This is a genomic window from Gemmatimonadota bacterium (assembly GCA_026705765.1).
Classification (GTDB): Bacteria; Latescibacterota; UBA2968; order UBA2968; family UBA2968; genus VXRD01.
Genome location: JAPPAB010000090.1, coordinates 1 through 3,657 on the forward strand (window position 1 = coordinate 1; position 3,657 = coordinate 3,657).

The following is a 3,657-nucleotide window of genomic DNA, read 5'->3' on the forward strand; positions in this document are numbered from 1 at the left end:
ATATACCGCACCTATCCGAGTATTTCAAGACTCGCAGGGCAGCACATTTAGGCAAGCAAATAGCTCCCCTGACGCCAGAAATTATCGAGGTGCTGCAAAGCTACGATTGGCCTGGGAATGTGCGAGAATTAGAGCATACGATAAATCGAGCCGTGATTGTATGTCACGGTTCTCAAATTAAAGAGGGTGACTTGGGAATGAATTATTCTCAAATCACAGCCTCAACTCCCAGACGGAGTACCTTATCCGCTTCTCAAGACCGCGGAGTCGTGCCTTTGGATGAATTTGAACGCCGCTATATTCTCGGTGTGCTCGAAGCCACCAACTATCAGATAAAGGGAGCTATGGGAGCGGCGACACTGCTGGGATTACCACCTTCTACCCTGTATAACAAAATGAAAAGACTGGGCATTAAAAAGTAAATTTGAATATCACTGATGTAATATAGATCCAGGACCGTAAAAGGTCTTTCGAGACCGTAATAGGTCTTACATAAGAGCCAATCCGACTATTCTGTGGCGATATGATATAGTCAGATTGGCTCTTATTCTTTATGTAAAACAACATTTTGTGAGTATAGCTCTCTGGACATCGCTCATATTGGCACGCTTTTTGCCTTATTAAGCTTAGTTGTCATCAGGCGTCAGGGCGATGACCAGGTGGATCCTCTCCCATACTAGGCCTGGTCTTATGGGCTGGCAGGATAGCTTTAAGGCGACTATCTCTGCCAGCCTCTCATAAAATCAAATTCCATTCTTTGCTTGGTGCCTGCTGCAACGAGAAAGGAGGTTTTATACTGAGAGGTAAAATGCACACATTCGACCATCTAGTGCTCCAACTTAGGTGGATAAGGTGGAAGTGTTGGTAGCATACAAAACGGGTCAAGTCCAGTAGTTCATTTGAAAAAAACAATCGAAAGGAAAACAGTAATGAGTAAAGGAGTTGCAAACTATCTATTGGTCGTTCTGTGCGCTTTTTCTCTTATGAGTTGTGGCGCACTTTTCAAGGGTTCAACACAAACGGTTAGCATTAAGGCGTTCCAGCAGGGAGCTACTATTGAAGTCGATGGGCAAACTTATGTCAGCCCTGCTTTGATAGAACTGCCGCGGAATCAGAATTATGTTGTTACCATTTCAAAAGAAGGATATGAAACGCAACAGGTACGAATCAACAGAACGGTGAGCGGTAGTATCGTTATCCTTGACATTCTCGGCGGCGTCTTACCTGTTGTTATAGATGCCGTTATGGGCACTTGGTACAACCTCTCCCCAGGAGAAATCAACGTCAATCTCGAAAGCAAACAATCTGGCCTTCTGGACATACCTGTTAAAATCACTACAACCGATGAGGTATCTGTGAAAATTGAGTCGCCACAACCTGTCCAGATCAAAATAGAAAAAGCTGAATGAGATAAACTGTTGATTTCAGTCGCCGGCTATGTCCCCGGCCAGGGATAAAACAAAGGCCATTGATCGGTTGTTATTAACGGCCTTTGTTTTGTTCTCGAGGCTTTTTAGGATTTAATCATTCTGCAAGTATGGATGGTTTTGCGAGAAATTCCTTTCTGTCGCGTCCATACGCAAATTAAAATACTCTTTCACGGCCATCCACCGCTTTATATACTCGCACTGAAAGGACTCATTCGGTGGCAACCATTTTGCGGGGTCTCGATCACCTTTAGACCGGTTTGCTGAGGCAGACACAGCGATCAAAGAATGTTCATTATATAGTGAAAAATATCTAAGATCTTGGAGTTACTCCGTTTTAGATGCTGTTGCCGAATTGGTCGATAGGAAGTATGCGGTTGGAAAAACGGCTGTTTGTAGCCTGAATTCAGGCTCTATAAGCCCTATGTTTAGTTGCATCGGGACAGAATTCGGAATTCGGCAACAGCATCGCTTTAGTGGATAGTGTAGAAGTTTCAACCCCATCTTCCTGCGCTCATTCCTTACCACCCATTCCAAGAGGGAGGACCATCGTGACAAAAACTCGAACATTACTCACTATTCCCATTGTCGGACTGCTCGTGCTGGCTGGCGTCTTTTCCAATGCGCCTCCCGCCCTGGCAGAATGTGTACTCCCCCTCGGCGCAACGCCACCTGCGGAACCGGCTGTAACAGCGCAACAGGTGGAAGACGGCAGCGCTACCCTGAAGGACTTCGCGCTGGCAGCGAGAGATCAATTCAAGCAGGGATCTCCGACGCCAGAAGAAGCGTTATACTATGGATGTCTCGTCAGGCAAGAGGGGAGCCATTGGCGTTCCGGTTCCACCTACATCGTATCACTGCTGGCCGACGGCAGGATATTCGTTCACTCAAAGGATATGGCATTGTCGGGCAGACTACTCAACCCCTTGATTTATGGATCAATCCTTTCTGCGCTGGGAGTACCCTTAACCGTTCTGACCAACCTGGCATCTCCCGATCCTGCTGCCGCCGCCCAGGCTGGTGCCACCCTCTTTAACACATTGTTGCAAGAACCGGATGCCGCATTCGATGCGACTACTCCTATTCCAGGTCTAAGTCCGGGAATACCTGGTGCCTCCGGCTATGCCGCCGTATATCTCTCGGGCGATTTCAATCTCCCGATCATAATGCTCGTCGGATTTGATCTCAATGAAACTCACGTAGTTGAAGAAGAAATCAATTACGGCGACCCGACCATTACTGCCGTGGAAGTGGTAGATCGAGAAACCTTGAAGGCATTCGTCACACAAGCGGGGGAGTTCATTCTCGAACTCCAGAAGACTGGCGATATAGCCGCTTCCTCGAAACTCAGGATCGCCTTGCGGGATGAGAACGGGCCATGGAGACACGGTTCCGTGTACCTCTACGTCCTGGATTTTACCAGCAACATCATCCTGTTTCACGGCGCGTTTCCCGACAGATACGAGCTTCGACCTCTGGTAGCGACTGTCAAAGATGTGGTTACCGGACAGCTCGTTTTGCCTCAGGTCATCGAAGCGGCGAAAAGCAGCCCGGAAGGCGGCTTTGTGGAGTATTACTTCGACGATCCCACTGACGATACCGACAGCGCCGACATCCCCAAGGTAGGATACGCACGCGAGTACAAAGGTGAATTCGATACAGGCCAACGCGTACTCCAACTCGACTTCATCGTTGGATCGGGTTTTTATGGAAGCGCACCCGTTGTCCCGACTGAGCCCCATACGGTAGTGGAAGCCACGGTTATGGGCGACGCCGTCGAAGGATTGACCGTCGAGTTTGCGCGATCCATCGCTGGCCAACAGCCCGGCTACGCCTATAGCGCCATCACCGATGCCAATGGCTCTTTGTCCCTCACCATCTCCAGCCCAAGTGGCGTGAGTGGTTACTATATGGCACGCGCCCGCAACGCTGACGGCGAGACCGTTGGCCAGTGGCACTCCATTCCCCTCAATCGCAATCAACGCCAGGTCCTGGAACTGACCCTAAGCGGCGGTATGACGGTCGTACGCGTCGAACCACTGGCCGCATCCAAGCCCGTGCTCGCAGCCGAAACAGTGCCGGAAGTTAGTGGACTGGCACCCAACTTTCCCAACCCGTTCAACAGCGCCACCCTGATAACCTACCACCTGTCCAGTCCGGTCCGGTGCAGTTGGTGATCTACAATGTGCTGGGTCAGCCGGTACGCACATTGGTGGATCAGTCCCAGGCC

The 3,657-nt window shown here is 49.7% G+C and carries 3 protein-coding genes; all 3 read left to right on the top strand.

What is annotated here, in order from left to right; all coding sequences use genetic code 11:
• A partial coding sequence (locus OXH16_11955; GenBank protein ID MCY3682105.1) for a hypothetical protein occupies positions 1 to 422 on the top strand: 422 nt, incomplete at its 5' end.
• A 507-nt stretch (positions 423 to 929) separates the two neighbouring features.
• Positions 930 to 1,409: a PEGA domain-containing protein gene (locus OXH16_11960; protein MCY3682106.1), complete on the top strand. Its 480-nt coding sequence runs from the start codon at positions 930 to 932 to the stop codon at positions 1,407 to 1,409.
• Positions 1,410 to 1,978: 569 nt separating this feature from the next.
• Positions 1,979 to 3,604, top strand: coding sequence for a hypothetical protein (locus OXH16_11965; GenBank protein MCY3682107.1), 1,626 nt, complete (start codon positions 1,979 to 1,981; stop codon positions 3,602 to 3,604).
• Positions 3,605 to 3,657: the final 53 nt, after the last annotated feature.